Genomic DNA, 24,643 nt, shown 5'->3' with positions numbered 1-24,643 from the left:
CGCTAGCCGTCCGCGCCAGCCGTCGTCAGCACGGCATCGAGCAGCTTGCGGCACTCGCCGAGTTCATGGAGCGCAGCGTGCAGCCGGCCGAGATCGTCGCGCGACATCTGCGCCGACACCGGTTGCGGTGCTGCCGCCGGCGGCGCCTGCTGACCGGGCCGGTCGGCCGGATCGATGCGCGGTATCGGCGCTGCCGTCATTGGAGGATCGCGGCGCGCTGCCGGCGCATCGTTTCGCTCGCCGAGATCACGCCCCAGCAACGAGGGGATGCGGCCAAGCACGCCGCCGCGCTCGTCGCTGTCAGTCTCGGCGTCCTGCGTCTCGACCTCGTCGACGTATTCCTCGTCGTCGCCGTTCGCGCCGTGCGGCGGCTGTGGTGCGCCGTCCTGCCAGACCGCGTGGACGAATTTGATGCCCTGCTCGCGCAGGATGCGCTGCACGCCGCGAATGGTATAGCCTTCGCTGTACAGCAGATGGCGGATGCCGCGCAGCAGATCGATATCGTCGGGCCGGTAATAGCGGCGTCCGCCGCCGCGCTTCATCGGCCGGATTTCGTGAAACCGGCTTTCCCAGAAACGCAGGACGTGTTGCGGAAGATCGAGCTCGTCCGCAACTTCGCTGATGGTCCGAAATGCGTCCGGCGCCTTGTTATCCAAAGCGACAGGCTCCTTCCAGGCTCGACGTTAATACTGGAACGCGGCGCAGCGAAACTCAGGCTTCCTCGTCAGCGCCGTTGCCTTCGTCCTCGCCATTGATGCGCTGCTTGAGGATCGCCGATGGCTTGAACACCATCACGCGGCGCGGCGAAATTGGAACTTCCTTGCCGGTCTTCGGATTACGTCCGATCCGCTGTCCCTTTTTGCGCACGACAAAGGAGCCGAACGAGGACAATTTCACGGTCTCGCCGCGCTCGAGGCAATCGGTGATTTCCTTGAGCACCAACTCGACAAGCGCGGCAGATTCCGTGCGGGACAGACCTACCTTCTGGTAGACCGCCTCGCACAAGTCCGCCCGCGTTACTGTTTTACCGGCCATCGCCTGCCCCACTAACGGCGAAGTATCTTGCTGATATTTCGACGATATTCACTTGGAACGGGGCGGTCAACGGGGGAAAAGACGCCTTTGTCGGCATGGCGGACCCCTACCAGCGCAGCAAAACCGAGCCCCAGGTGAATCCGCCCCCCATCGCCTCCAGCAGGACGAGGTCGCCGGACTTGATCCGGCCGTCCTTGCGGGCGGTATCGAGGGCCAATGGGATCGAGGCCGCCGAGGTATTGCCGTGGCGGTCGACGGTGATGACGACCTTGTCCGGTGTAATTCCAAGCTTATGGGCCGACCCGTCGATAATCCGCTTGTTGGCCTGGTGCGGGACGAACCACTGGACGTCGTTTGCGCCATAACCGGTCGCCTTGAAGGCGTCCTCGATCACGTCGGTGACCATGGCCACCGCGTGCTTGAAGACCTCGCGGCCTTCCATGCGCAGATGACCGACGGTCATGGTCGAGGACGGTCCGCCATCGACATAAAGCTTGTCCTTGTACCGGCCGTCGGACCGCAAATGCGTGGTCAGGACGCCACGATCATCGCGTGTACCCGGTTGTGCCTGGGCCTCGAGCACCACCGCGCCGGCGCCGTCGCCGAACAGGACACAGGTGGTGCGATCCTCCCAGTCGAGAATCCGGGAAAACGTCTCGGCGCCGATCACCAGCGCCCGCTTGTGGTTGCCGCTGCGCAGCAAGGCGTCCGCGGTCGTCATCGCAAAGACGAAACCCGAGCATACCGCCTGCAGGTCGAAGGCCGCGCCGTGGTGGATGCCGAGCGCCGCCTGCACCGTCACCGCAGTCGCGGGAAAGGTCTGGTCCGGCGTCGAGGTCGCGAGCACGATGAGGTCGATCGACTGGGCATCGACCTTGGCATCGGCCAGCGCCGCCTGCGCCGCCTTGAGAGCGAGGTCGGAGGTCAGTTCGCCGTCGGCGGCGATGTGGCGCTCACGGATGCCGGTGCGCTGAACGATCCATTCGTCCGAGGTTTCGACTTTCGCCGCGAGTTCGGCGTTGGTGACAGTCCGGGCTGGCAGATAACTTCCGCAACCAAGCACGACAGAACGGGTAACGGTCACGAACCGGCCCCCCCGGCGGCGAGCGGTTGAATGTCGGTGTCCTGATCGCGGGCGAGCGACTGAACGATTTTTTCCTGAAGGTCGTAACGTACCATGTCGTATCCAATGTCGACGGCGGCCGCGAACCCTTCCGGATCGGCGCCGCCGTGGCTCTTGATAACGATACCCTTGAGCCCGAGAAAGACCCCGCCGTTGGAATTGCGCGGATCCATCTTGTCGCGCAAGGCCTGAAACGCCGGGCGGGCGAGCAGATAGCCGAGCTTGGACATCCAGCTCCGGCTGATCGCGCTGCGCAGATATTGCGCGATCTGGCGGGCGGTGCCCTCCGCCGTCTTGAGCGCGATATTGCCGGCGAAGCCCTCGGTGACGATGACGTCCGTGGTTCCCTTGCCGATGTCGTCGCCTTCGACAAATCCGACATAGTCGAAATGCGGCAACCGGCTGGCTCGCAGGATCGCGCCGGCCTCGCGGACCTCCTCAAGCCCCTTCACCTCCTCGACCCCGATATTGAGCAGGCCGACCGTCGGGCGTTCGAGATCGAACAGTACCCGCGCCATCGCGCTGCCCATCACCGCCAGATTGATGAGATGGCGGGCGTCGGCGCCGATCGAAGCGCCGAGGTCGAGCACGATCGACTCGCCCCGCAGCGTCGGCCACAGCGCGGCGATCGCGGGCCGCTCGATGCCCTCGATCATCTTCAGGTTGAAACGCGACATGGCCATCAGCGCGCCGGTATTGCCGGCTGAGACAGCCACGGCCGCCTCGCCCTTCTTGACGGCGTCGAGGGCAAGCCACATCGAGGACTTCCAGCGCCCATAGCGGAGCGCCTGGCTTGGCTTGTCGTCCATGCGGATCGCGACGTCGGTATGCACCAGCCGCGACTTCGCTTTCAGCCGTGGATGGGCGTCGAGCAGCGGGCCGACCTGCGCCTGGTCGCCGAAAATGATGAACTCGATGTCGGTATGGCGTTGCAGCGCCAGATCGGCGCCCGGAATCGTCACGGGCGGGCCGTGATCGCCGCCCATAGCATCGAGCGCTATTCGGATGATGTCGGGCATGAGTTACGGACCTGGGCGGCGGATGCTATGGCGCAAGACGTTCGCCCTACGACCGGGCTCGGCTCTCATGGGTTACGGCCGTGTGACGACCATAACGGCTCGCCCCGGCGAAACAAGCAACAACTGTGGAGAGCGAAACCAGAGTCTTCAAGTTCTACTTTAACTTCAGGACTCTCTCGAAGGGCCTTTTTTCAGGCTTTCGAGTGCGGAAAACGGGCTGGTTCCACCGTCCGGCGAAGCTGGGCTGACAAATTCGACGCCCTTTTTCCGCGGGTACGGATCGATGCCGAGCATCAGGAACTCGACCGCGATGGCGCCCAGATCGATGCTGTCGCCGGTAAGCGGCTCAGGCGCGTCCTCCCCCGCAAAGGCCGGATCGGACGGCGGAGCGAACAGCAGGTCGACCGTCTCGGCCACGCGGTTCTCGATCGGCTCGAGCGTCACGACGCAGGTTTGGCCGACCGTTGCCTCGATCCGGCCTTTCACCTCGATACCGCGGGCGCGTTTCGCGACGTCGAACGCCGCCTTGAGCGTCGGCAAGCCGTTGAGCCCCGCCGCTTTGCCGACGGCCACCCGGACGGCCTCGTCGGCTTCAAGCTCGACATGGCTTCCGGTGTCCGCGATGTCATCGACCGCCAGCGGCGCGCTCCAGAGCGGCGGACCGGGCGGTTGAGCGGTCTTGTCGGAATCGCGCACCATCACTCCGGTCCTCCCTCGTGGCCATCACCGCCACCGGCGACCGGTTGCGGAAACCGGACCTCGCCCGCGACCAGTGCCGCCGGCTCCTGCTGCGCCAGCATGCGATCGGCGGAGCGGACATAGCGCGCAAGCTGCGTCGCCCGGATCGCGCTGTCGCCCGCACCCTCGAAGATATTGCGGATCAGCACCTCCGCCAGCGCGTCGTCGCCGGACCGGTCCAGCGCCGCGTCATAGGCCTGCGCGCGGCCGTAAAAAGCCTCGCCCATCTGCCGCATCTCCTTCGGCACCTTGAGATCGGCAATCCCGATTTCCCGCAGATTGCCGTCCATGTCCTCGCAGAACCGGTCGAACAACTGCTGGCCGGCCTCCGGATAGACCGGCTGGCCGCCCGAGAGCCGCCGCAGCACCAGGGCGAGATGCAGCACGATCATGTCGAAACGGCCGTTAACCGTGTCGGGAACGTGAAAATCCCGGTAGAAAACCGGCAATCGCGCCTGCGCCACGATCATGCCATAGAGAGTGGAAATGGTCTCCGGCTGCCGGTTGCGGCGGAACAGGGATATAATCATCGCATCGGTCCCGGACGGGCGCAGCCCCCAAGGGTCGCAAGGTGGGGCCGCGATGGGGTGTTTGGGGCGCAGCTTGAGGCTGCTCAGGGTGGCCGCGTAAGGCATCCGGACGGACGGCGCAAGGTCGGTCGACAGTATGGCAATTCGGAACACTGACTTTTCCCGGTCCCGCAAGGATTCGCGCAGGACCGTGCGGCGGGCCACATTCGGGCTCATGCTGGCAGGCGCCCTCGCCTTGGGCGGCTGCGGCGGGCTCGGCGAAACCTATCAGCGCGGCTACGTGCTGCCGGAAGGCGCGCTCGAGCAAATCCCGATGGGCGCCCCGCAGGAGCAGGTGCTGATCGTGCTCGGCACGCCCTCCACCGTCGCCACCGTCAGCGGCGAGGTCTTCTATTACATCTCGCAGCGGACCGAGCGGGACGCCGCCTTCATGCCGCGCGAGGTCACCGACCAGCGGGTCATCGCGGTCTATTTCGACAAGGACCGCAAGGTGCGCCGGCTCGCCAATTACGGCATGAAGGACGGCAAGATTTTCGACTTCGTGTCGCGCACCACGCCGGCGGGCGGCGAGGAAATGCACGTCCTCAGCTACCTGTTCAAGATCTTCGGCTGACGCATCGGCAGCGCCGGCGGCACGAGAGATCGGCAGCACACCCGAGACAAAAGAAAAGCCCCGCGGAAAACCGCGGGGCTTCGTCTTTCGATGTCGGCTGCTTAGGGCATGATCCCGAAAAGTGGCATCCGGTTTTCGGGCAAGATCATGCCCTCAAGACACTAGTGCGCCAGGATGGCGAGCAGCAGCAGCGCGACGATGTTGGTGATCTTGATCATCGGATTGACCGCGGGACCCGCGGTGTCCTTGTAGGGATCGCCGACGGTGTCGCCGGTCACGGCCGCCTTATGGGCGTCCGAGCCCTTGCCGCCGAAGTGACCGTCCTCGATGTACTTCTTGGCGTTGTCCCAGGCGCCGCCGCCCGAGGTCATCGAGATCGCGACGAACAGGCCCGTCACGATCACGCCGAGCAGCATCGCGCCCAGCGCCGAGAAGCCTGCCGACTTGCCGGCCGCGCCGCCGCCCGCGATCACGTAGATCGCGAAGTAGCAGACGATCGGCGACAGCACCGGCAGCAGCGACGGAATGATCATTTCCTTGATCGCCGCCTTGGTCAGGATGTCCACCGCGCGGCCGTAGTTCGGCTTCGAGGTGCCCTTCATGATGCCGGCGTCTTCACGGAACTGCTTGCGCACTTCCTCGACGATCGAGCCGGCCGCACGTCCGACCGCGGTCATGCCCATCGCCGCGAACAGATACGGCAGCAGGCCGCCGAACAGCAGGCCGACGACGACGTAGGGGTTCTTCAGCGAGAAATCGAGCTGAACGCCCTGAAAGTAGCCCGCACCGGCCTTGGTGAAGTAATCGAGGTCCTGGTTATAGGCCGCGAACAGCACCAGCGCGCCGAGGCCCGCCGAACCGATGGCATAGCCCTTGGTGATCGCCTTGGTGGTGTTGCCGACCGCGTCGAGCGCGTCGGTCGACTTGCGCACTTCCTTCGGCAGGCCCGCCATTTCGGCAATGCCGCCGGCATTGTCGGTGACGGGACCGAAGGCATCGAGCGCGACGATCATGCCGGCCAGCGCCAGCATCGTCGTCACCGCGATGGCGATTCCGAACAGGCCCGCGAGGCTGTGGGTGATCAGGATGCCGGCGATGATGACGATCGCAGGCATCGCAGTCGACTCCATCGAAATCGCCAGACCCTGAATCACGTTGGTGCCGTGGCCGGTCACCGAGGACTGGGCAATCGACTTCACCGGACGATAGTCGGTGCCGGTGTAGTACTCGGTGATCCAGATGATCAGGCCGGTGACCACGAGGCCGACGATGCCGCAAGCAAACAGCGTCATGCCGGTGTAGTTCTTGCCTTCGGTCACCAGCGTGGTGGCGAAGCCCTGCGGCAGCGCCCAGTGAATGACCGCGGCGATGCCGACGAGCGACAGGATGCCGGTGACGATCAGCCCCTTGTACAGCGCGCCCATGATCGACTGCGACGAGCCGAGCTTGACGAAGAAGGTGCCGACAATCGAGGTGATGATGCAGACGCCGCCGATCGCGAGCGGCAGCGTCATCATCGACAGCAACAGCGGCGAGTTGGCGAAGAAGATCGCCGCCAGCACCATGGTTGCAACGATGGTCACCGCATAGGTTTCGAACAGGTCGGCGGCCATGCCGGCGCAATCGCCGACGTTGTCGCCCACGTTGTCCGCGATGGTGGCCGGGTTGCGTGGATCATCTTCCGGGATACCCGCTTCGACCTTGCCGACGAGATCGCCGCCGACGTCCGCACCCTTGGTGAAGATGCCGCCGCCGAGACGGGCGAAGATCGAGATCAGCGACGCGCCGAAGCCGAGCGCGACGATCGCGTCGATCACGATGCGGTCGTTCGGCGCCAGTTTCAGGCTGCCGGTCAGCATGCCGAAATAGAGCGTCACGCCGAGCAGCGCGAGGCCCGCCACCAGCATGCCGGTGATCGCGCCGGCCTTGAAGGCGATGTCGAGGCCGCCGGCAAGCGAACTGGTCGCCGCCTGCGCCGTGCGCACGTTCGCGCGCACCGACACGTTCATGCCGATGAAGCCGGCCGCGCCCGACAGGACCGCGCCGACCGCGAAGCCGACCGCGACCAGCCAGCCAAGCGTCACGCCGATGAGAATGAAGATGACGATGCCAACGACACCGATGGTGGTGTACTGGCGGCGGAGATAGGCCTGCGCGCCCTCGCGGACGGCGGCGGCGATTTCCTGCATGCGGGCATTGCCCGCGTCGGAACGGAGCACCGATGCGGTGGCCCAGATCCCGTAGAGAATCGCGAGCACGCCGCAGCCGACGATCACCCACAAAGCTGTCATGGTGGAATCAACCTCGGTTGGTAAGAGACTCGCAGGGAATTGCCCTGCTTCGTCGCCCGGAATGTCAGGAATCGCAATAACTTAGCTATCCCGACCTTGAAATCGGGCGGACATTGCCAAAAACGGGGCAAAGACGCAACGCCGGACACCGCCCCTGTGCAAGGACTTTAGTCGTCCCTCAGACCGCCGCCGGCCGCCGCCGCGTCATCTGCCAGAGCAGCAGCGCCCCCGCGATCGCCACCACCGGGAACAGCATTTCATTGACGGCGGCCCAGCCGATCACCTCCAGCAGCTTGCCGGACGAAAACGAGGCCACCGCCATCGACCCGAAGATCAGGAAATCGTTGAGCGACTGCACCTTGTTGCGTTCGGACGGCAGGTGGCTCGCTCCGATCATGGTCGTCGCCCCGATAAAGGCAAAGTTCCAGCCGACGCCGAGCAGCACCAGCGCGCCCCAGAAATGCGCCACCGTGATCCCCGCGATGGCGACGCCCCCCGCGGCGAACAGCAGCGCAAGCCCTACGGCCGCGACCCGCTCGGCGCCATAGCGGACGATCAAGGTGCCCGTGACGAAGCTCGGTCCATACATCGCCAGCACGTGCCACTGGATACCCAGACTCGCATCCGACACCGAATGACCGCAGCCGACCATCGCAAGCGGCGCCGAGGTCATCACCATGTTCATCATCGAATAGGCGACAACGCCGAGGATGACCGCGACAACGAAGGCCGGGGTGCGCGCGATTTCCGTAAGCGGTCGCGCCGGCGCATCGTGCTCCTGCGGCGGCAGGCGCGGAATACGCACGAAGGACAGCACGAAAGCCGCGAGCAGAGCCGCGCAGGCCTGCGCGACATAGGTCGCCGCGAACAGATAGGGCTGCCACAGGTCCTTGGTGAAGATGACGAGCTGCGGGCCGATCACGCCGGCGAGCACCCCGCCCGCCAGCACCCACGACACGGCCTTGGGACGAAACGCCTCGCTTGCGGTGTCGGTCGCGGCAAAGCGGTAGGCCAGGTGCGCCGCCGCGTAGAGACCGCCACAAAACGTGCCTGCAAGAAAGCCGAGGAACGAGCCGTGGACCACGGCGTAGCAGGACACGAGCCCGGACAGGACGCCGAACACCGACCCGGTCTGCAGCGCAAAGCGCCGGCCGAACCTTTTCGACAGCATGCCGACCGGCACGGTGCCGATCCACATGCCGAGCACCATCATGGTGATCGGCAGGGTCGCCAGCCCCTTGTCGGGGGCATACATCGATCCGACGATGCCGCCGGTTGCGACAATGACGGTGTTGTTGGCGCCGGCGAGCGCCTGCGCGAGCGCGAGAATCCGCGCGTTGCGCCGCGCCAGATTGTCGTCCACGCCCGAAAAGACAGCCGGTTCAGCCAGCGCCGTCATGCAGATTGCCAACACCTGTTGCCGGGACATATTCCCGAAACGGCATCTTTTACAGGGGAGCCGGCCCGCCCGCTACTCATGGCAGCGCAGGCCTGCCCTGCCCGCGCCTTTGCCGATCATTTGCCCGGTTGCCCAAAATCGAAGGCGCCGGGATGACGAACCGTGGCGGTCCGTGCCGCCGCCGGCGACAAGGCGCCGATCTGGCCGAGAGCAGCGCGCAATTCGCCGATATAGAGGTCGATCAGATAGTCCGGTCCGCGATCGCCGAGCGCCGCAACCGCCCACAGGAAACTCTTGCCGGCAAAGCCCGCCTGGGCGCCGAGCGCCAGCGCGCGCATGACGTCCTGACCGCTGCGGATGCCGCTGTCGAGCAGCACCGTCGCCCTGTTGCCGACCGCCGCGACAACCGCCGGCAGGCAATCGATGGATGGCGTCAACGCCTCGATCTGCCGGCCGCCGTGGTTCGACACCCAGATGCCGTCGATGCCGAGCGCCACCGCCTTTTCGGCGTCCGCCGGATGCAGGACGCCCTTCACCGCCATCGCACCCTTCCATCTGTCGCGGTAACGCGCGACCTCATCCCATGAAAACGCGCCGCCCATCTCGCTGCGCGCGAAACGGATCACCTCGTTGGTGCCCGCGTTCTCGCCGGCGTAGTGACGGATCGTCGCGAAGCGCGGAATGCCGTTGCGCCACAGCGCCGCGAGCCAACGCGGCTTCGCGATCATCTCGCGCATCATCTGAACCGTCGGCTTGAACTCGCCGCCAAGGCCGGCACGCGTTTCGCGCGAGCGCGTGGTGCGCACCGGCACATCGAGCGTCAGCGTCAGCACCTTGACGTTTGCCGCCTGCGCACGGCGCACCAGATCGAAACCGATGCGGTGATCGTCCTTGGCGAAACGATAAAGCTGCAGCCAGAACACATCCGGCGCGATCGCTGCGATCTCCTCGATGCTCGCGCCGCCGGCGACGCCGAGCGTATAGGGAATGCGCGCGGCCTGAGCCGCCTTCGCCATCAGATGATCCGCGCCCGGCCACACCAGCGCCGGCCCGCCCATCGGCGCGATGCCGATCGGCGCAGCGTAGCGCGTGCCGAACAGGTCAACTTCGACGCCCGGCAGCGTATTGGTCACGCCGTAGCGCGGCACGACCTTGATGCTGTCGAACGCCGCCCAGTTGTGCGCGATGCCGACATCCGCGCCCGCGCCCGTGTCGCAATAATCGAAGGCGAACAGCGGCACGCGCTTCGGCGCCGCCGCGCGCAGATAATGCGTGGTTGGGAACTTGCGGTGCAGCGCCTCGTATTTCTGCGCCGGCCGGTAGGAGGCCGCTTGCGGCGGTGGCGCGACGGCGGATTTGGCGGCCGCTTCCGCCGCCGCACCTTTGCCGCTCCGCTTCGTGACATCGTCCATGCCGCACCCCGATTGAGGGCGCGACTATATCGCGACAGCCTGCGCTCAGAAATGACTGAATGAGGTTCGGCGCAGCGCCATCGGCGCGCCATCCGGGCCGCGCACATCGAGGCCCTGTCCGCCCGCCACCTCGCCGATCGCGGCGACCGGCACGCGCGCCGCGGCCGCCTCGCTTTCGAAGGACGAAATCTTTTCCGGAGGCACGGCGCAGACGATCTCGTAATCGTCGCCACCGGTGATCGCCGCTTCGAGCAACGCTGCATCGGTCGCGATCAATTCGCGCGCGGCGTCTGAGAGCGGCACCCGCTCCGTCTCGATCCGCGCGGCAACGCCGGACACCCGGCAGAGCTTGGCGAGATCGCCGGCAAGGCCGTCGGACACATCCATCGCCGCCGAGGCATGGGTGCGCACGGCTTCGGCCAGCGCATTGCGCGGCTGCGGCAGGCGATAACGGCCAACCAGATAATCGCGCGCGCCCGCGGAAATCCTGCGGCCGTCATCCCGCTGCACGGCGAGGCCGAGCGCCGCGTCGCCGATGGTGCCGGAGACATAAATCTTGTCGCCCGCCTTCGCGCCGGCGCGCTTCACCATCGTGCCATGCGGCACCGTTCCCGCCATGGTCACGGAAATTGTCACCGGTCCCGGCGTCCGCGTCGTGTCGCCGCCGTAGAGCGGACAGCGATAGGCGTCCGCGTCCGCTTTCAGGCCGCTGGCGAAACTCGCAAGCCACGCCTCATCGACGCCCTGCGGCAGGGCAATCGAAACGAGAAAGCCGAACGGCGCCGCGCCCTTCGCCGCGAGGTCCGAAAGGTTCACCCGCATCGCCTTCTTCGCGATCAGCTCTGCGGGATCGTCAGCAAGGAAATGCACGCCGCCGACGATCATATCCGCTGTCAGCACGAGATCGCAGCCCGGCGGCGGCGCAACGAAGGCCGCATCGTCGGTCAGCGCGAGCGCACCGGGCGCACTCGCCAACGGTTTGAAGAAACGCGCGATCAGCCGGTCTTCGCCCGAACCTGCATCGTCGGGACCGACCATCGCCTTATCCCCGGCTCTCGAACTCGGCGCCGCGCAACTGCCGTGCGATCTGGTCCAGCACCGCATTGACCATGCCGGTCTCGTCGCGCTCGACAAAGGCGGCGGCGACGTCGGCATATTCGGTAATGACGACGCGCGCCGGAATATCCTTGCGATGCGCCAGTTCATAGGCGCCGGCGCGCAGCGCCGCGCGGATCACCGCCTCGACGCGCTTCAGCGGCCAGCCCTTTTCCAGCGCCTCGTCGACCATCGGATCGATCACGCGCTGCTCGCGCACCACCCCGTTGACGATCTCGCGGAAGAACGCGGCCTCCGCCGGAAGATATTGTTCGCCTTCCACCTCGCGGCCGAGCCAATGGCTCTCGAACTCCGCCATGATGTCGTTGATGCCGGTGCCGGCCATGTCCATCTGATAGAGCGCCTGCACGACGGCAAGCCGGGCCGCGCCGCGCTTGTTCGCCTTGCGCGGCTCCGGCGCCTGCGCTGAGCCGGTCGCGCTCATCGCGCGCGCACTCCGTTGCGCTTCAGGTCCACCAGCACCAGCGCGGCGCGCGCAGCTTCCGCACCTTTGTTGTCGTCGCCCTTACCGGCGCGGGCATGCGCCTGCGCCTCGGTATCGACGGTCAGGATGCCGTTGCCGATCGCCATGCCTTTCTGAAATCCGAGATTCATCAGGCCGCGCGCCGACTGCGTCGACACGATCTCGAAATGCAGCGTCTCGCCGCGGATCACGCAGCCGAGCGCTACTGCGCCGTCGTAAGCCTTCCGCTTCTTCTCAGCGTCGGCCATCACGATGGCGACGGCGGCCGGAATTTCCAGCGCGCCGGGAACGGTCACCACATCGTAGTCGGCGCCCGCCGCATCGAGCGCACGCCTGGCGCCGCCGAGCAGCGCGTCAGCGATCTCGGTGTAGTAGCGCGCCTCGACGACGAGAATCCGGGCCGGCTTCTGCTTCCGGGTCGCGCTTTTGCTTTTGCTGGCGGTTTGTCTTCGCATGGCCGTGGTCGTAGCAAGCGGCCGTGGCCGCCACAAGGCACTAGCGCGTTTCCACGAGCCGCGCCGCGTAGCGCGCCATGGTGTCGACCTCGAGATTGACGCCATCGCCCTCGGCAAGCCCGCCGAATGTCGTCACCTGCAGGGTATGCGGGATGATCAGCACCGAAAACGTATCGTCCTTAACCGTGTTGACGGTCAGCGAGACGCCGTCGAGCGCGACAGAGCCTTTTGGCGCGATGAAGCGCATCAGTCCGGCGGGCGCGCGGAAGGTCAGTTCCGCCATGTCGGTCATGGTGTGGCGCGTCACCAGCCGGGCGATACCGTCCACATGTCCGGCCACCATGTGCCCGCCGAGTTCGTCGCCCACCTTCAGCGGACGCTCCAGGTTGATCCGCGTGCCGTGCTTCCAGGCGCCGACCGTCGTCACGGCGAGCGTTTCCGCCGCAGCATCGGCCGAGAACCATGTCCCGTTGTCGTCCTCCCCCGCGCCGGTGACGGTGAGGCAGACGCCGGAACAGGCAATCGAAGCGCCGTCGACGATCGAGGCGCGCGGATAGCCGCACGCGATCTTGATGCGGCGCAGATTGTTGGCGCGCGGCTCCACCGCCTGCACCGTGCCAACGTCGGTGACGATGCCGGTAAACATCAGACGCGCTCGTAAGTCTCGACGCGGTCGGGACCGAATTCCGCCTCGCCGGTCTTCTTGAGTTTGTCTGACGCGGTCAAGGCGTCGAGAGACATGCCCTCGAGCGCGTCGATGCCGTCCTCCCCGATGGTCTTCTCGGCATGAAACAGCGCGACCGCATCGACGAGATCGGCGTCGACGAAGCTTGCCGCCACCGTCGGCCCGCCTTCGACCATCAGCCGGGTGATGCCCTCGGCCGAGAGTGTCTTGAGGATTTCGTCGAGATCGAGCCGGCCGTTCTGCGAACCGACGCGGAACACCTTCGCGCCGCGCTCCTGCAGGATCTGCTCGGCAATTTCCGACGCCGTCTTCGATGTAAAAATCCAGGTCGGCGTCTCACGCACCGTGGCGACGAGATGACAGGCGAGCGGCGCGCGCAGCTGCGAGTCGAGCAGGATGCGAACCGGCGAACGCTCATACATGCCCGGCAGCCGGCAGGTCAGCGCCGGATTATCGGCCAGCACGGTGCCGATGCCGACCAGGATGGCGTCGTAGTCGGCGCGCATCTGGTAGACGCGATGCCGGGCCGCTTCGCCGGTGATGGCGACCGGCTTGCGGCCCGCCGCCGCAACCTTGCCGTCAGCCGATACCGCAAGCTTGAGCATCACATGCGGCCGGCCGTCGGCAATGCGGCGAATGTGGCCGGCGTGATCGCGGCGCGCGTCGTCGGCGCCCAGCCCGACCTCGACCGCGATCTTGCGGTCGGTCAGCTTCTTGTGGCCTTGCCCCCCGACCTCCGGATTGGGATCTTCAATCGACGAGACAACCCGCGCGATCTTCGCGCGCGCGACGGCGTCGGCGCAGGGCGGCGTCTTGCCCTGATGCGAGCACGGCTCGAGCGTTACATACATCGTCGCGCCTTCGGCGGCCTTGCCGGCGCGCTTCAGGGCCTGCGTCTCGGCATGCGGACGGCCGCCCGGCTGCGTCCAGCCGCGGCCGATAATGACGCCGTTCTTCACGATCACCGCGCCGACCGCCGGATTGGGCCAGGTATTGCCGAGGCCGCGCCGGCCGAGCGCCAGCGCAAGCGCCATGAAGCGGGCATCTTCCCCCGGCGTCATCGCGCGCGGCGGCGCGGCGGGCGGAACGGCAGGTGCCTCGGCCGCGACGAGATCGGCGGCAGGTTCGGGGGCCGGACTATCGTTCATTTTTTAACGCCCTGCGGCGGGCGCGGCTCGTCTTCGCCGGACAATTCATCGAGCGCGGCCTGGAAGTCCTTCGCCTCGCGGAAATTGCGGTAGACCGAGGCAAAGCGCACATAGGCGACCTGATCGAGCTCGCGCAGGTGATCGATCAGCATCTCGCCGATCGTCTCCGACGAGACTTCGTTCTCGCCGAGGCTTTCGAGTTCCCGCACGATCTTCGACACCATCTTCTCGATGCGCTCCGGATCGACCGGCCGCTTGCGCAGCGCGATCTGCACCGAGCGCATCAGCTTGTCGCGGTCGAACGGCACGCGGCGGCCGTTGCGCTTGATGACGGTCAGTTCGCGCAGTTGCACCCGCTCGAAGGTTGTGAAGCGGAAGTTGCAGGAGATGCAGACCCGACGGCGGCGGATCGCGGCGGAGTCCTCGGTCGGCCGCGAATCCTTGACCTGGGTGTCGAGACTTCCGCAGCTTGGACAGCGCATCCCCGCCCCCGTTTCTTCTCAGCTCTGATAGATCGGAAAGCGCCCGAGCAGCGCCTTCACCTTGTCGCGCACCGTCGCCTCGATCAGCGCGTCTTCCTCGGCGCCCTTCTGCGACAGCACGTCCAGCACCTCGACGATCATATCGCCGACCTGCTGGAATTCTTTGACGCCGAAGCCGCGCGTGGTGCAGGCCGGCGAGCCGAGCCGGATGCCCGAGGTCACCATCGGCTTCTCCGGATCGAACGGAATGCCGTTCTTGTTGCAGGTGATGTGCGCGCGGCCGAGCGCCAATTCGGCGACCTTGCCGGTCAGCCGCTTGGGCCGCAGATCGACCAGCATCAGATGGGTGTCGGTGCCGCCGGACACGATGTCGAGACCGCGCGACTTCAGCGTCTCGGCGAGCGCCTTGGCGTTGGCGACGACGTTCTGCGCGTAGGTACGGAACGACGGCTGCAACGCCTCGCCGAACGCCACCGCCTTGGCGGCGATCACATGCATCAGCGGCCCGCCCTGCATGCCGGGGAACACCGCCGAATTGAGTTTCTTGGCGATCTCCTCGTCGTCGGACAGGATCACGCCGCCGCGCGGGCCGCGCAGCGTCTTGTGCGTCGTGGTGGTGACGACATGCGCGTGCGGGAACGGCGAGGGATGCGCGCCGCCGGCGACGAGCCCGGCAAAATGCGCCATGTCGACCATGAAGATCGCGCCGACTTCGTCGCAGATCTCGCGGAAGCGGCGGAAGTCGATGATGCGCGGATAGGCCGAGCCGCCGGCGATGATCAGCTTCGGCCGGTGCTCCTTGGCGAGCCGCTCGACCTCGTCCATGTCGAGGCGGTGGTCGTCGCGGCGCACGCCATAAGGCACTGGCTTGAACCACTTGCCGGACATGTTGACCGGCGAGCCATGCGTCAGGTGACCGCCCGCCGCGAGGTTGAGGCCCATGAAGGTGTCGCCGGGCTGCATCAGCGCGAAGAACACCTCGGCATTGGCGGAGGCGCCGGAATGCGGCTGCACATTGGCGAATTTGCAACCGAACAGCCTGGTCACGCGCTCGATGGCGAGCCGCTCGACCGTGTCGACGTGCTGGCAGCCGCCGTAATAGCGCTTGCCCGGCAGGCCTTCCGCGTACTTGTTGGTGAGGACCGAGCCTTGGGCCTCCAGCACCGCCTTGCTGACGATATTCTCCGAGGCGATCAGCTCGATTTCGTCGCGCTGCCGGCCAAGCTCCCTGGCGATGACCTCGGCCACGGCGGGATCGGTTTCGCGCACTTTCGCTGAGAAGAATGTGTCCGGCCGGGATGCGGTATCGGAAACGGGACTGGCCATTGCAATTGCTCCTGGCGCCTTGTCGCCGACGGCGCTCTCGTTCGCTGATTCAGGAATGGAGCCGGCCATAGCACACCGTCGGCGCAGCGCCAAGCATTGGCGGGCCGACGGGTGGAAACCGCAAGATATGGGGATGCAAGGCTGGGGACGCGCGCGCCGTGCAATGGGAGACGGGGGCGGCGCCCAAGGCCCCGCCCCCCGCGCTCCGGCACCGGCACCGGCCGGACCGGCCCACACGCCTCGCCGCGCGAGGCCGCGCCTTCGACCGGCGACGATGCCGCGTCGCCTCGCGTTCGCTTATTTGATGAACGCGTTGGTGTAGAGATCGTTGATCGGCACCGCGGTCCGGATAATGCCTTCCTTCAGATAAAACGCCTCCAGCGTCTTGAGCCGGCCACTGTCGACTTCACCAAGAACCTCCTGGCCGCCGTAGGTGCGTTTGACGAAGTTCTTCAGCGTGGCCTTGATCAGTTCCTCTTTTCCGGCGAACGAAGGCGTCGCTTCGACATAGACCTTGGCGGCAGCGTCGGGGTCGTCCATCACGTATTTCATTCCCTTCAGCGTCGCTTGCACGATCGCACGCACCAGCTCAGGCCGCTTGGCGATCATCTCGTCGGACGCGAGGATGGCCTGCGCCATCGACGGGAAGGCATCGCGCGTCGGCAGCGAGACGGCATCCGGCATCTTGGAGCGCGCGTCGACCTCCATGTCGGGGGAACAGGCGCAGGCATCGGCCTTGCCGGTCGTCACGAAATTGGCGACCCAGCCCGGACCGACAGCCTTTGCCTGCACGTCGTTCTTGGTCAGGCCTTTCGATGCGAGCGTGCCGAGCAAGGCGAAATAGGTCGTGTCCTGAAACGACATGACCGAGATGTTTTTTCCCTTGAGATCCTCGATCGATTTGACCCCGCTGTCGCCGCGGGCAACCAGCACGGTGAGCGAACCGCCGCCGAGCACGGCGACCGCTTTCACCGGCACGCCGTTGGCGCGGACGATGATCGGCGTGTCGCCGATCGCGCCGCCGATCGGCGCATTGCCGACGCCGACCTGCTTGGCGACATCGACGCCGCCTTTGGCCGTCGCGAATTCCACGTCGTAACCGGCGGCGGCGTAGTAGCCGAGTTTCTTGGCGATGACCCACGGCGCAAAGGCCGGCAGGCTCGGCGGCGCGGGCAACAGATAAGTGATCTTTTCCAACGCCACCGCAGGCGAAGCCGTCAGCCCAGCGCCAAGGCAGAGGGCAAACGCAAAGGCCCGGGTCAGATGAGATGCACGAGATGATTGCATGATCCTGTCTCCTTAAGCCGTAACGGGCGACGAGTTGCGGGCCGGCATTTGATGTCTTGCACTGGCGGCAAGCGCGCGCCGCAGCCGGACGACGCCGAGATCGTGCTCGTACAAGGTCTCCTGCGCTCGCGCGTTGGGCACCAGCGCTTCGAGGATGCGGCGATCCTGCTCCAGCACGGCCCAGTGACGTCCTTCGAGCCTGTTGCGATAGAGGAACCGCCAGCTGTCGCGCTGCCAGCCTTGCACATTGCGCAGGCGCCAGAAGAACACCTGGCAGAGGTCGGGCGTGATGGGCGCCACCATGCCGACGATCCAGAACGGCCCGCCCGGCCCCGCTCCCGGCCCATACGGCACCGTGGTGCGCATCCAGTGGACGCCGGTATCGCCGAACTCGACCCAGTCGAAATTCTGTCCCGCCTGGTCGACCTTCTCGTAGACGAAACCGGCATCGGTTTCGCGCAACTGCATCTTCGCCTTCTTGTTGCCGCCCGACATCGAATGCGAGACGGCATGCAGATAGGCGCCGTGCATCAGGTCCATCAGGTTGTCATGGGCGTAGCGATAGTTGCAGCGCCAGATCGCGGTACACAGAAAGCCCGAGAACGCTTCCGAGGTCAGTTGCTCCGGTACTTGCAGCGGCACCGGCTCGGCCTCGCCGAACCACAGATAGATCGCGCCATGCGCTTCGACGGCAGAATAGGAGCGCAGCATCTTGCGGCCGGTCATGGGCGCGGATTCGACCGCCGGCACCGCCGCGACACGCCCGCCCGCATCGACCTCGACACCGTGATACCAGCAGGCGACCCGATCCCCCAGATTACAGCCGAGCGACAGCCGCGCGCCGCGGTGCGGGCAGCGATCCTCGACGGCACGGACTTCGCCGTCCTTGTCGCGCCACAGCACGATGCGGTCGCCGAGGCGCGTGACGCCGAGCGGCGTCGGCCCCAGCTGCCAGCTCGCGAGAACCGGATACCAGAGATTGCGAATGCCGTTCTCGACGGCGATTTCGACCGGATCGGCTTGAGGAATGGCGGAATGCGCGGTCATGGATCAGCGCCCCAATGCTTCGAGTTCAGCCGCCAGCGAGCCGGCCGTCCACGTCTGGCCGTCGTTGCGCAGGACGTTCATGGCGTTCAACCGCTCCGCGAGGCCGTCGAGATCCTTCGCGCCGTCGATGTAGGCGCGCTCCAATGCGCCGGCGAGCGCATGTTCATAGGCCGTCGGAACGCGCTCCCTGCTCTGCCACGGCACGTTACTGATGGCGTCGTAGGTTTCGTAGCCGCCCATGCCGGCGCGACCGTCGGGTTGCTGGCGATCCCATGCCGTCAGCCTGGCGTTGAAGTCGTCCATATCGAGCCTCTTCATTCGAGAGGCTCCAAACTAGGCCGGCCTGCCGCATGCCGATTTCAAAAATTCGGCGCGGCTTTCAAAAAATGAAGATGAAATACGAACGATCTCAAAGAAGCCCGGCGCGATAGCGCGACGGCGTCATGCCGACGCCCTTCTTGAACGCGGTGGCGAAGTGGCTCGACCCGCCAAAGCCCGTTGCGAGCGCAATGGTCGTGATCGGCACCGACCGGTCGGCCAGCAGATCCTTGGCCTTTTCCAGCCGGCGATGCAGCACATAGGCATGCGGCGGCATCCCGAATGTGTCGCGGAACGCGCGCAGGAAATGATTGGGCGTCAGCTCAACCGCGGCTGCGAGCGTGGCAAGGCTGATATCCTGATGAAGATGATCGCGGATATAGGATTCCGCGATGGCCGCACGCCGATTGCCAAGGCCGCCGCGCACCGGTTGCCGCGCGACGACAGCCTCCCCGCCTGCCAGTTCGAGCAGCAGAAGACTGCACAGCGTCTCCGCTTCCATCGCCGAATGCGGGGACTGGCGGCCGAGCAGCGCGGCGATCTTCTCGCCGCTGCGCCAGGCCGCTTCCGCCGCGACATGCAATTGCGGTTCGAGGCGCAACATATGCAGTCCGAAGCCGGGGTCGATAAACCGCGCGGTCGGATCGATGTAGAGGTTCAGCCAGCGCGACGGCTTGCGCGGGACGCTCCAGCCGCTGATCTTCAAACCCTGCGGCACGAAGACGACCGATCGCGCGAAATCGCAGCGCCGGGAGCGCACGCCGCCATCGATCGCGGTCTCGCCGTCGGCCCGCGTGCCGTCGTAGCCGAACGCCACGAAGTAGCAGTCGCCGCGAAATTCGAATTCGTGCGGATCGAGGCCCACCGCCTCGACGTGTTCGACGCGCAGTCCGGGCCAGGCGGCCGAACGCGAGCGCACCTGCCAACTCGACGTAAATCGATCCATCGCTTCGTTTCCGATCGGATCGAAGACTACCGTCTGAGAGAGGCCCTGACCAGCAGCGGCCGCGCCTGCCGCGGGCGGCGACTGCGGCCCATAGCGGCGGTATCGCCGGGAAATACAATAAAAAGCCCCGGCTCGCGAAGCCGGGGCAAGTTCTTCCGCCAGTACGACGTTTAACGACGCTAGGGCATGATCCCGGAAAGCGGCTACCGGTTTTCGGACAAGATCATGCCCACGAGAACGAACTACAAGCGATAGAGGATCTGGTCGGTCCAGAACCGCTCGAGGCGGTGGAGCGTTTTGTTGAGCGTGGCGAACTCGTCGGAGCTGATGCCGCCGACCTGTTCCACGGTACGCACATGCTTCTGGTAAAGCGTCTCGACGATGTCGCGCACGTCGCGCCCCTTGTCGGTCAGCTTGATGCGCACCGAGCGGCGGTCGACGCGCGAGCGCTGGTGATCGAGGAAGCCCATCTCGACCAGCTTCTTGAGATTGTAGGAAACGTTCGAGCCGAGATAATAGCCGCGCGTGCGCAGCTCACCGGCCGTCAATTCCTTGTCCCCGATATTGTAGAGCAACAGCGCCTGCACGGAGTTGATGTCCGCGCGGCCGCGACGGTCGAATTCGTCCTTGATGACGTCGAGCAGGCGGCGATGCAGCCGCTCCACCAGCGTCAAGGCTTCGAGATATTGCGGGCGGATGTGATCGAAACGTTGATCGCGTTCCGAAGTCTCCACCGCCTTTGCTACGGCTTTCATGTCCAACGCCCCTTGTCTTTTTGTCGTACTTTGTCGTGTGCGAGGCCCTGTTTTCCCCGCACCATGCGCCGACATTAAGGGCGGCAATCTAAAATCCGCTTAAACAACACCATAAAGATTGGGTTTATTTGCAAGGGTGAACGGTGTGTTGACGCTTCAACTTGCGCGAAACGTCGTTACCTCGCGTTCACCCTGTCACGCCGCGCCGCCGCGAATGAAGCGGATGATGCCCGAAAAATCGCGCCCCGCCTCCCCGCTCTCGACATAACGTGAATAGAGGCTTGATGCGTCGGCGCCGAGCGGTGTCACAGCACCCGCCGCCTTTGCCGCATCCTGGGACAGTTTCAGATCCTTCAACATCATCGCCGCAGTGAATCCCGCCTGATAGTCGCGGTTCGCGGGCGAAGCCGGCACCGGCCCGGGCACCGGGCAATAGCTCGTCATCGACCAGCACTGGCCGGACGACTTCGAGGAGATGTCGAACAGCTTTTGCGGGTCGAGGCCGAGCTTCTCGGCGAGCACGAAAGCCTCCGACACCGCGATCATTGAGATGCCGAGGATCATGTTGTTGCAGATCTTGGCCGCCTGCCCGTTGCCGTCGCCGCCGGCATGAACGATGGTCTTGCCCATCGCATCGAGAAACGGCTTCGCTTTTGCAAAGGCCGCATCGCTACCGCCGACCATGAAGGTGAGCGTCCCGGCGCTCGCACCGCCGACGCCGCCGGACACCGGAGCATCGACCATCAACAGTCCTTTTTCCGTCGCCGCCTTCGCGACGGCGCGCGCCGACTCGACATCGATGGTCGAGGAGTCGATCAGCAACGCACCCTTCTTCGCGCTCGCGACGATGCCACCGGCATCGAGATAAAGCGCCCTCACCTCCTTGCCGGAGGGCAGCATGGTGACGATGACGTCAGCCTCGCGCGCGGCAGCGCCCGCATTGTCCGCCAGCGCGCCGCCCGACGCCTTGAGCTTGTCCTTGGCTGCCGTCGACAGATCGACGCCGGTGACCTGATGACCGGCCTTGATGAGATTTTGCGCCATCGGCAAGCCCATATTGCCGAGACCGATGAATGCGACATGCGCCATTGCCGTTCCTCCCCAGCTCTACTCTCACCATGACGCGCGCAAGGCAGCGCCGCTATTTCGTTTGTTCCTGTGCCGACCTTATCGCAAGCCAGACATAGATAAAGAGCAACGCCATCTCGAAGACATTGAGAAGAATGCCACCATCGAAAATCTGCGGGAAAAACAGATCGAGCACGAGCATCGACGCGACGGAGGCGAGCCAGACCACCGCGCCCCAGGTCGCGGCGAGCCAGAGGCCGACCGCCGCGATCAGATCGAGCACCGCAAAGAAGATCGTCGCCGATTGCCATGACACCGAATGTGTCTCGAAGCCGCCCTGCGGGCCGGCGCCGATACCCAGCAAGGCCGACCAGTGGAACAGCCCCTTGATCATCGAGACGCCGGCCATCACGCGCAAGAACAGGATCAGCCGCAACGTCCAGATGCCGACGCCGAGATGCTCTTCCTCGGTGTGCACCGGCTCGAGGCCGTGAGCGTCCTGATCGTGATCGTCCAGACGGTCGGTCATGACAAATCGAGGTCTCCGGCATCGAGCGCCGCAAAATGCCGCTCGATCTCGACCGGCGTCACCGCATCGAGCGTGGCGGGTTGCCAGCGCGGCGCGTTGTCCTTGTCGATGATCGCGGCGCGCACGCCCTCGTAGAAATCATGCTCCCGGACGATTCGCGACACGATGCGAAATTCGGCCTGCATGCACTGCGCAAAGGTCCATCCTGCGCCGTGCCGCATCTGCGCGAGCGCGACCTTGAGGCTGGTCGGTGATTTTGTGCGGATGTTCGCCACAACCTTCCCCGCCCAGTCCGCCGCGGCACCGCCCGCTGCCTCCCTGTCGAGCTTCGCCAGAATAGCCTCGACGCTCTCGCCATCGAACAGGCGTTCGATCGTGGCGCGATGCGGCGCAACCGGCCCCTCCTCCGCGGCTTCGGCAAAGGCGGCGAGCACCGCATCGACCGACACATTGCCGCAAAGCGCATCGAGCAATTCCGCAAAACGCGACGACGCAACGCGGTGGGTCGCGAGTCCCGCAGCGCAGGCATCCGCCGCATTGAGGCGGTCGCCCGTCAGCGCGCAATAGGTGCCGAGCCGGCCCGGCAGCCGCGGCAGGAACCAGGTCGCGCCAACATCGGGGAAAAACCCGATACCGACCTCCGGCATCGCAAACGCATATTTGTCGCCGGCGACGCGATGCGAGCCGTGCACCGAAACGCCAACACCGCCGCCCATCACGATGCCGTCGATCAACGCCACATAGGGCTTGCGGTAGGTCTTGATGACCGTGTTGAGCGGATACTCGTCGCGCCAGAACTGCAAGGCTTTGTCATGCTGTCCGGCACGGCCGAGGTCATAGAGCGCGCGGATATCGCCGCCCGCCGAGAACGCCCGCCCCGGTGCCGAGGTGACGATGACGCGCGTCACCGCGGCGTCATCCGCCCAGGCGTCGAGCTGCGCACGCAGCGCAAGCACCATGCCGTGCGTTACCGCGCCGAGCGCCTGCGGCCGGTTCAGCGTGACGATGCCGGCCGCGCCCCGGCGCTCGAACAGGATTTCGGCGGGGGCGCTCACGCGGGCGTCAGTTCGGCTTCCAGGCGCCGGCCTTGACCAGCCGATCCATCGCTTCGTCGGTGAACTCGGCTTGCGGCGCATCGCCGCCGATCACGAACATCAGGATCGAGTCCGTGTTCGGGTCGCCGCCGGTCACGTTCTCGAAGCGGCGGATCATGCCGGGCGGAAACGAAATGACATCGAGCGGGTCGAGATCGACGTGATCGACCTTGCCCTGCTCGTCTTCCCAGCTCGCGCGCCACTTGCCGGTCATGCAGATGAAGGTCTCGTTGGTGTCGTGGTTGTGCATCTCCGGTCCGTGGCCGGGCTTCGCCTTGCAATAGCCGAGATTGAATCCTTCGCGGATCTTGATCGCCGCCATGCGCGCTGCGTCGTCGCCGACCGGCGAGGTCGCATTTTCTCCGATGCCTTGCGGCGGCTGGAAGCCGATGACGTTGAACAGCATGCGCTCGCAGCCCGGCATCTTCGAATCCGGCAGGCCGCCGTCCGAGCCCTTGAGGTCCTTGAAGCGCGCCACGCGCTTCATCATCTCGTCGCGCGTCAGGTATTTTCGCGGAAGCTGCTCCATGTCGTTCTCCCGTATTTCCGGATCACGTTTTCTGGTTACGCCGTCAGTTCGCAAGCATGGCGCGGCTGACGATCAGCCGCATCACCTCGTTGGTGCCCTCCAGTATTTGATGAACGCGGACATCGCGCAACACCCGTTCGATCGGATGATCGCGCAAATAGCCGTAGCCGCCGTGCAGTTGCAGGCAGCCATTGACCACCTCAAAGCCGACATCGGTGGCGAGGCGTTTCGCCTGCGCGGCGAGCCGCGTGCCGTGGCACTCCCCGTTCGTCACCGCATGTGCGGCGCGATGCAGCAGCAACCGCGCGGCGTCGAGTTCCGTCGCATAATCCGCGACACGGAATTGCAATGCCTGGAAATCGGCGAGCCGGGTGCCGAACTGCTTGCGCTCTTTCATGTAGTCGATGGTGCGGTCGAGGCAGAACTGCGCGCCGCCCAGCGAGCAGGCGCCGATATTGAGCCGGCCGCCGTCGAGGCCGGCCATCGCGATCTTGAAGCCCTGCCCCTCCGCACCGATGCGGTTCGCGACAGGCACCCGGCAATTCTCGAACATCACCATCGCGGTCGGCTGCGACTTCCAGCCGAGTTTTTTCTCCTGCGCGCCGAACGAAAGGCCCGGCGTGCCGTTCTCGACCACGATGCAGGAAATGCCGCGCGGGCCGCCCTCGCCCGTGCGCGCCATCACGACATAGATGTCGGAGCGCCCGCCGCCGGAGATGAAAGCCTTGGCGCCGTCGAGCACGTAAGTGTCGCCGTCGCGCCGCGCCTTGGTCGCGAGGCTCGCGGCGTCGGAGCCCGCGCCCGGTTCGGTCAGGCAATAGCTCGCGAAGTGCTCCATCGTGCAGAGCTTCGGCAGGAAGCGCCTGCGCTGGTCGTCGTTGCCGAAGGCGTCGATCATCCACGCCGCCATGTTGTGGATCGAGATATAGGCGGCGGTGGAGGTGCAGCCCTGCGCCAGTTCCTCGAAGATGATCGCGGCGTCCAGCCGCGTCAGCGCCGACCCGCCGACGTCGTCCTTCACATAGATGCCGCCGAACCCAAGCTCCGCCGCCTTGCGCAGCGCCGCGACCGGAAAGATCTCACCCTCGTCCCAGTCCTTCGCATGCGGCATCATTTCATCATGCGCGAAAGCACGCGCGGTCGACTGGAAGGCCCGCTGATCGTCGGTGAGATCGAAATCCATGATGGCTGCCCGCGTCCCCGCTCCGATTATCCAGCACACGCGGCCGGCTGCA

Annotated in this window: 27 protein-coding genes; 1 reads left to right on the top strand and 26 read right to left on the bottom strand. The window is 65.6% G+C overall.

Features of this window, described 5'->3' with window-relative positions:
* Positions 1–2: 2 nt before the first annotated feature.
* The 6 genes from AB7F10_RS09245 to AB7F10_RS09220 all read right to left on the bottom strand — a co-directional run bounded on the left by AB7F10_RS09245 (position 3) and on the right by AB7F10_RS09220 (position 4,649).
* Entirely contained in the window at positions 3–656 is a 654-nt protein-coding gene (locus AB7F10_RS09245) for a MerR family transcriptional regulator (protein WP_428564441.1), read from the bottom strand.
* Positions 657–711: 55 nt separating this feature from the next.
* Positions 712–1,083: an integration host factor subunit alpha gene (locus AB7F10_RS09240; RefSeq protein ID WP_428564545.1), complete on the bottom strand. Its 372-nt coding sequence runs from the start codon at positions 1,081–1,083 to the stop codon at positions 712–714.
* A 58-nt stretch (positions 1,084–1,141) separates the two neighbouring features.
* The gene (locus tag AB7F10_RS09235; protein ID WP_428564438.1) at positions 1,142–2,119 is read right to left on the bottom strand and encodes a beta-ketoacyl-ACP synthase III; all 978 of its coding nucleotides are present in this window, start codon (positions 2,117–2,119) and stop codon (positions 1,142–1,144) included.
* Positions 2,116–3,177, bottom strand: a complete 1,062-nt coding sequence (gene plsX / locus AB7F10_RS09230; RefSeq protein ID WP_428564435.1) for a phosphate acyltransferase PlsX — start codon at positions 3,175–3,177, stop codon at positions 2,116–2,118. Before plsX ends, AB7F10_RS09235 begins: the two co-directional genes overlap by 4 nt.
* A 165-nt stretch (positions 3,178–3,342) precedes the next feature.
* Entirely contained in the window at positions 3,343–3,876 is a 534-nt protein-coding gene (locus AB7F10_RS09225) for a YceD family protein (RefSeq protein ID WP_428564432.1), read from the bottom strand.
* Positions 3,876–4,649 (bottom strand): ubiquinol-cytochrome C chaperone family protein, encoded by a 774-nt coding sequence (locus tag AB7F10_RS09220; RefSeq protein WP_428564429.1) that lies wholly within the window; start codon positions 4,647–4,649, stop codon positions 3,876–3,878. Before AB7F10_RS09220 ends, AB7F10_RS09225 begins: the two co-directional genes overlap by 1 nt.
* Between AB7F10_RS09220 and AB7F10_RS09215 the strand changes: the two genes are divergently transcribed.
* The gene (locus tag AB7F10_RS09215; protein WP_428564426.1) at positions 4,582–5,058 is read left to right on the top strand and encodes an outer membrane protein assembly factor BamE; all 477 of its coding nucleotides are present in this window, start codon (positions 4,582–4,584) and stop codon (positions 5,056–5,058) included. The genes AB7F10_RS09220 and AB7F10_RS09215 overlap by 68 nt on opposite strands.
* A 161-nt stretch (positions 5,059–5,219) precedes the next feature.
* On the opposite strand, the gene AB7F10_RS09210 is transcribed toward AB7F10_RS09215, so the two are convergent.
* The 20 genes from AB7F10_RS09210 to AB7F10_RS09115 form a co-directional block, all read right to left on the bottom strand.
* Entirely contained in the window at positions 5,220–7,349 is a 2,130-nt protein-coding gene (locus tag AB7F10_RS09210; protein WP_428564423.1) for a sodium-translocating pyrophosphatase, read from the bottom strand.
* 178 nt (positions 7,350–7,527) lie between these two features.
* Positions 7,528–8,748, bottom strand: coding sequence for an MFS transporter (locus AB7F10_RS09205; protein ID WP_428564420.1), 1,221 nt, complete (start codon positions 8,746–8,748; stop codon positions 7,528–7,530).
* Positions 8,749–8,864: 116 nt separating this feature from the next.
* Entirely contained in the window at positions 8,865–10,160 is a 1,296-nt protein-coding gene (locus tag AB7F10_RS09200) for an alpha-hydroxy acid oxidase (RefSeq protein WP_428564417.1), read from the bottom strand.
* Between the two features lie 45 nt (positions 10,161–10,205).
* On the bottom strand, positions 10,206–11,198 hold the full coding sequence (gene thiL, locus AB7F10_RS09195; protein ID WP_428564414.1) for a thiamine-phosphate kinase: 993 nt from the start codon (positions 11,196–11,198) through the stop codon (positions 10,206–10,208).
* Between the two features lie 4 nt (positions 11,199–11,202).
* Positions 11,203–11,700 (bottom strand): transcription antitermination factor NusB, encoded by a 498-nt coding sequence (gene nusB / locus AB7F10_RS09190; RefSeq protein ID WP_428564411.1) that lies wholly within the window; start codon positions 11,698–11,700, stop codon positions 11,203–11,205.
* Complete coding sequence (gene ribH, locus AB7F10_RS09185; protein ID WP_428564408.1) at positions 11,697–12,194, bottom strand: 6,7-dimethyl-8-ribityllumazine synthase; 498 nt, start codon at positions 12,192–12,194, stop codon at positions 11,697–11,699. The genes nusB and ribH overlap by 4 nt, the downstream gene beginning before the upstream one ends.
* 40 nt (positions 12,195–12,234) lie before the next feature.
* Entirely contained in the window at positions 12,235–12,840 is a 606-nt protein-coding gene (locus AB7F10_RS09180; protein WP_428564405.1) for a riboflavin synthase, read from the bottom strand.
* Positions 12,840–13,940, bottom strand: coding sequence for a bifunctional diaminohydroxyphosphoribosylaminopyrimidine deaminase/5-amino-6-(5-phosphoribosylamino)uracil reductase RibD (gene ribD, locus AB7F10_RS09175; protein WP_428564542.1), 1,101 nt, complete (start codon positions 13,938–13,940; stop codon positions 12,840–12,842). The genes AB7F10_RS09180 and ribD overlap by 1 nt, the downstream gene beginning before the upstream one ends.
* A gap of 83 nt (positions 13,941–14,023) precedes the next feature.
* The gene (gene nrdR, locus AB7F10_RS09170) at positions 14,024–14,509 is read right to left on the bottom strand and encodes a transcriptional regulator NrdR (protein ID WP_428564402.1); all 486 of its coding nucleotides are present in this window, start codon (positions 14,507–14,509) and stop codon (positions 14,024–14,026) included.
* A gap of 18 nt (positions 14,510–14,527) precedes the next feature.
* Positions 14,528–15,835, bottom strand: coding sequence for a serine hydroxymethyltransferase (gene glyA, locus AB7F10_RS09165; RefSeq protein ID WP_428564399.1), 1,308 nt, complete (start codon positions 15,833–15,835; stop codon positions 14,528–14,530).
* A 297-nt stretch (positions 15,836–16,132) separates the two neighbouring features.
* On the bottom strand, positions 16,133–17,122 hold the full coding sequence (locus AB7F10_RS09160) for an ABC transporter substrate-binding protein (RefSeq protein WP_428564396.1): 990 nt from the start codon (positions 17,120–17,122) through the stop codon (positions 16,133–16,135).
* Positions 17,123–17,134: 12 nt separating this feature from the next.
* On the bottom strand, positions 17,135–18,169 hold the full coding sequence (locus tag AB7F10_RS09155) for a Rieske 2Fe-2S domain-containing protein (RefSeq protein WP_428564393.1): 1,035 nt from the start codon (positions 18,167–18,169) through the stop codon (positions 17,135–17,137).
* A gap of 3 nt (positions 18,170–18,172) precedes the next feature.
* A complete protein-coding gene (locus tag AB7F10_RS09150) occupies positions 18,173–18,487 on the bottom strand; it encodes a recombinase-like helix-turn-helix domain-containing protein (RefSeq protein WP_428564390.1) in 315 nt (104 codons plus the stop codon).
* A 91-nt stretch (positions 18,488–18,578) separates the two neighbouring features.
* Positions 18,579–19,433, bottom strand: a complete 855-nt coding sequence (locus AB7F10_RS09145; protein ID WP_428564387.1) for a helix-turn-helix domain-containing protein — start codon at positions 19,431–19,433, stop codon at positions 18,579–18,581.
* Between the two features lie 242 nt (positions 19,434–19,675).
* On the bottom strand, positions 19,676–20,188 hold the full coding sequence (gene ldtR / locus AB7F10_RS09140) for a transcriptional regulator LdtR (RefSeq protein WP_428564384.1): 513 nt from the start codon (positions 20,186–20,188) through the stop codon (positions 19,676–19,678).
* Positions 20,189–20,383: 195 nt separating this feature from the next.
* The gene (mmsB, locus tag AB7F10_RS09135; protein ID WP_428564381.1) at positions 20,384–21,277 is read right to left on the bottom strand and encodes a 3-hydroxyisobutyrate dehydrogenase; all 894 of its coding nucleotides are present in this window, start codon (positions 21,275–21,277) and stop codon (positions 20,384–20,386) included.
* Positions 21,278–21,329: 52 nt separating this feature from the next.
* Positions 21,330–21,785 (bottom strand): DUF6163 family protein, encoded by a 456-nt coding sequence (locus tag AB7F10_RS09130; RefSeq protein ID WP_428564378.1) that lies wholly within the window; start codon positions 21,783–21,785, stop codon positions 21,330–21,332.
* On the bottom strand, positions 21,782–22,840 hold the full coding sequence (locus AB7F10_RS09125) for an enoyl-CoA hydratase/isomerase family protein (RefSeq protein ID WP_428564375.1): 1,059 nt from the start codon (positions 22,838–22,840) through the stop codon (positions 21,782–21,784). The genes AB7F10_RS09130 and AB7F10_RS09125 overlap by 4 nt, the downstream gene beginning before the upstream one ends.
* Positions 22,841–22,847: 7 nt before the next feature.
* Positions 22,848–23,408: a hypothetical protein gene (locus tag AB7F10_RS09120; RefSeq protein WP_428564372.1), complete on the bottom strand. Its 561-nt coding sequence runs from the start codon at positions 23,406–23,408 to the stop codon at positions 22,848–22,850.
* Positions 23,409–23,451: 43 nt separating this feature from the next.
* Positions 23,452–24,591: an acyl-CoA dehydrogenase family protein gene (locus AB7F10_RS09115; RefSeq protein WP_428564369.1), complete on the bottom strand. Its 1,140-nt coding sequence runs from the start codon at positions 24,589–24,591 to the stop codon at positions 23,452–23,454.
* Positions 24,592–24,643 lie beyond the last annotated feature (52 nt).

Origin of the sequence: Pseudolabrys sp. (genome assembly GCF_050250095.1) — a bacterium.
Classification (GTDB): Bacteria; Pseudomonadota; Alphaproteobacteria; order Rhizobiales; family Xanthobacteraceae; genus Pseudolabrys.
This window is presented reverse-complemented; position numbering and strand designations above follow the sequence as displayed.